Source organism: Pedobacter sp. 01T416_2, from assembly GCF_056398925.1.
This window is the reverse complement of sequence record NZ_JBFTQI010000548.1, coordinates 1-4,031: the sequence shown is the minus strand read 5'-3', so window position 1 is coordinate 4,031 and position 4,031 is coordinate 1. Positions and strand designations below refer to the sequence as shown.

Sequence of the window (4,031 nt, the reverse complement as noted above, 5' to 3'; positions counted from 1 at the left end):
GGCCTACACCAGCTGACCGAATAAATACACAATGTTGCCAGCTGGGGAAAGGTATAATCATGAACAATTAATATTTCTTAGCCAATCTGTAGAAATTTTGTTTAACAATTATCTTGTTCGCTTCTAATGGCAAATTTAGATTTGGAACCAAAAGGCTTGTTATTGTGAATGTTCGCCCGTTTTTTAATTGAATATAGGAATGGTTATATCCTTCCCAGGGAACTATAGTGGATCTATTGGCTGCCTGATTGAATGACATAGATCGTTTAACAAAGTCAATATCGTTGAGGGTAAAACGTGTTGAAGTTCCGTTCTGCTTTATAACTATTTCACTTTTCTCAAAACAAAATTCAAATACATCTCCCTTGTTGACCATATAGTAATTCAAGTGTACAATTATAGCAGGAAGGGCAACAATTATGAATATGCATGCTCCAATCCAATAAAAAGATTTAGCATTTTCATGAGTAAAAGTTGATAATCCAAAAGGAAAAGCTAAACAAATTATTATTACCAAAATTGTTGGCCATCCATTTATAATATGATTCTTAAAATTTACTTTAAATATTTCCATTACATTTTTATCTACCTCCCATTGTAGCGTTTATAATTGATTGAACAAAGTTATTCCACTGTCCATTCATAGTCATAACAGTTTGCTTCGATGTGTCATATGCAAATTCAGCTGATGACGCACTTAATCCAACGACGGCTCCATAGGGTCCCCCATATCGCATTCCCACACCGAAAGAGGTTGCGGCAGCTCCCAAGTGATAGGTAAATCTTCCTCCATCCATTTTACCTTGGTTAACCTGATAAGCTTCATAAGCTAATACCCCTACTGTAATAGCCGTTGCAGTTGTACCAATCCCTTTTCCGATAGTTGTCATTGCACTTGTAGGAGCTGATGCTGAAGTCATGCTTGCGTTACCAAACAAAGAAAGATTTCTTCCCGCTAAGGTGTAATTTCCAGAAGACCCTCCTCGAACTCCTTGTTTAAATAAAGATGTTACGTGGCTTTCTCCTGCCAGTTCAAATCCTGCGCCACCAGCTGTTAAAGCAGTTGACGCCCAACTTAAAGCATCTTTCATACTACTTTCTTGATTACTTGATACGTAATGTGTATCTGCTGCGTTTTCTCCTAAATATACACTACCCACTTCTCCATCATCCCCTAGTTTCGCTTTTACTACAGAACCTGGTGCTTTATAATCATCGTAACCCGCATTAGTTGCTTGTTCTGCAGTTTTAATGTTATCATCAAAAGTCCAACGATTATCCTTCTTTACCCAATCGTTACCCGCCATCCCATCAGGATCAACAAACCTTATCGGGTTGTTGAAACCATAATTATATGGTGAATGCCTACGCATCTTCTCAGCCAGCGGATCCACCACATTCCACCTGCCTATCTCCGGATCATAAAACCTTGCCCCGTAATCCAACTGTCCTCCAAGCTCATCCTGAGCCTCTTTTCCATTGTAAAGATATTTATTATTTCCGGATGCTAAAGGATTGCGCTTGCCGAAAGGATAATAATTGTCTACCTGCAACGGCCTGATCAGGCCATTGTAAACATCAAAGGTATAGCGCACATTGCCCAGATGGTCAGAAAGGTTATAATGGTAACTGTAACTGTTATCGCCGTTCCGCTGCGCCACACCTTCCTCGGTATGGATAATGTCGATATTGTCCCCATCATATTCGATCCCGTCAATATATTCCCTCGAAGTGGTCAAGCCGCTCTCTGTTATGACTTTTCTCAGCTTGCTGCCTCCGGCATCATAAACGTAACTCAATACCTTACCGTTTCCACTGGCACCAGAAGGCAGGTTCAACAGGTTATAGCTCAGGCTCATCCCAGTTCTGCCATCAGTAGTGGCATTTCCGTTCGCATCATAGACATAGGTTCCTGCAACATTGTCTACCCTATCCAGCCTGTTCCCGTTATAATAATACTGGTTCATTGCCCCGCCGTTCCTGCCCAGCTGGTTGATGTTGCCCATATTGTCGTAGTTCAGCACCTCGCTCATGTAGATCCCGGTACTCGTTCCGCTGGTCAACCGGCCCAGTTTGTCATAACCATAGCTGAACACATTAGGCGAGGTTGAAGGTGAAATATTCTGCGACCAGTATTGCCTGCTGATGTTCCCGTTCCACTGGTTGCCACCATTCTCCTGGTAGTCCAGCTGGATACTGAACTCCCCGCTGATGCTGCTCTTCAGCCAGCCCCGTTCGTTATAGGCCATACCAGTGGTCTGCATACCATTATGCAGTTTCTTCATGGCCAGCTGGCCTATTTCATTGTACACAAATTCATCAAGCACGATATTCGGTCCGGTTACGCTGCCGTTATTGATCTGCTTATTGGTGCTATGTTTACGGCCAACATGGTCATAATCATAACCAGAAACAATGGTGGTTACCGCACCACCAACTTCATGTGTTCTCACACTTGAGGTCAGTTCTCCTGCAAAGTTATAAGTGTTCACCGTACGGTCCTTGCCGCCCTTGGCGTTATCGGATACCGTTTCCTTCACCCTCCCGTCCTCATCATAATAGGTAACCGTCAATAGTTTGGTGGCACTGCCCAGTATACGCACGAAACTTCCTGTTAAAAGCCCGTTCAGTTTATAGCTTACTGCAACACTCGCCGCATAACTGCTGTTATAGCCCGGAAAGCTGTAATTGTCATAATAGTTCATGTTGTGAAACTCTATGTTAACATATTCCTCCCCTGCCATTGGATGGGTGTCAGCAGTATAACCTTCTGACCTTGATCCCGTCCGCGATTCCCAGAGCTGACCGCTCATCGTATCAATATAATCACCCTGAAGGGTCTGCCTGGACATGTCAATCCCGTTCTGAACCCCTGTCAGCACCACCCTGCCTAAACCATCCCGCTTTGTCCAGCTCCACTGATGATTGTTGCGCTGGTTGGCATCCTGACTATAAACCAATTGATCCAACTTGTTATATACCAGATACTCCCAGCCCTTGCCCGGCACCTTTTTCTCCACCAGCCGTCTCCTGCCATCGTAATGGTAACCATATATAAAATAGCCGAACACCGGATCTGAATCCGCTTCGGTAAAACTGTTGACCGTCACCGCTGGGGGCACCACATACCGCAGGTTCCCAAGGCCATCATAGATATAATAGGTATTCAGTTTTTCGGTATCGCTTTTGTATACCCTTCTCAGCACTACCCTTCCCTCCAGGTCTTTATACTCCTCGGTATTACYGGCATTGCCAGAAACCCAGTTCTCATCCATCGACACCGTTTTATAAAGCCTGCCCGCAGGAAAATATGCCCCTGCCGACGCGCCCGCCCCACTGACCTGCCACATCAGCACATCGTTTGCGATATTACTCCCGTACACTATCTTTGCCGTATGACCAGCGGTACTTCCCGTTACCGGCTGCCAGTCTGCCCCCGGTGCTCCTTGTTCTACCGTCCTATTCAAAGGACTCGGCTCAAATACTGTCAGACTGAAGGGCGAACCTGTCCTTACCACCCCGGCATCCCAGCTGCCAGGGGAGTAATAAGCATCCAGGGAAGAAATGCCAGTGGCTTTATAACTACCGTCAGCTCCCGATTGCTCCGCATAGGGAAGGTACTTTTTCGCTTCCCGGCCAAAGGCATCGTATTCGCTGACCTGCACTATATCTTTTTTGCCCGGACTCCCCTGCCACTGTACCGCCTGCAAAGGACGGCCAAGACCGTCGAAATACCGGATGTTACGGTTCACGGAATCCACCGGATAACCTACCAGGCTGCCCACGGTCTTATGTCCTGCGGCCCTCACCGTACTTTCCATCACGTAATTACGGTCAGCGCTAGGGGTTTGAGAAAATGTATTATAAAAGCTGAACAGGAAAAGTCCTGTGAAGATCATTGTTCTTTTCATGGCGTTATTCAGGAATGCAAGGTGATGGCATATTTTGTTCTACATACTCTATACTAAATGTATTGTCAGAAAACTGGTAATGGTATCTGCACTGGTAGACCCCACCAGGCTTGGGAATAG

Annotated in this window: 2 protein-coding genes; both read right to left on the bottom strand. The window is 45.3% G+C overall.

The window, feature by feature from the left end:
- Positions 1–67: 67 nt before the first annotated feature.
- Entirely contained in the window at positions 68–574 is a 507-nt protein-coding gene (locus AC1DPQ_RS20000) for a PH domain-containing protein (protein WP_477610659.1), read from the bottom strand.
- 7 nt (positions 575–581) lie between these two features.
- Positions 582–3,911: a DUF6443 domain-containing protein gene (locus AC1DPQ_RS19995; protein WP_477610658.1), complete on the bottom strand. Its 3,330-nt coding sequence runs from the start codon at positions 3,909–3,911 to the stop codon at positions 582–584.
- Positions 3,912–4,031: the final 120 nt, after the last annotated feature.

Coding starts and splice junctions, on each gene's coding strand:
- AC1DPQ_RS20000 (WP_477610659.1), bottom strand. CDS start 574: ATGGAAATATTTAAAGTAAATTTTAAGAATCATATTATAAATGGATGG.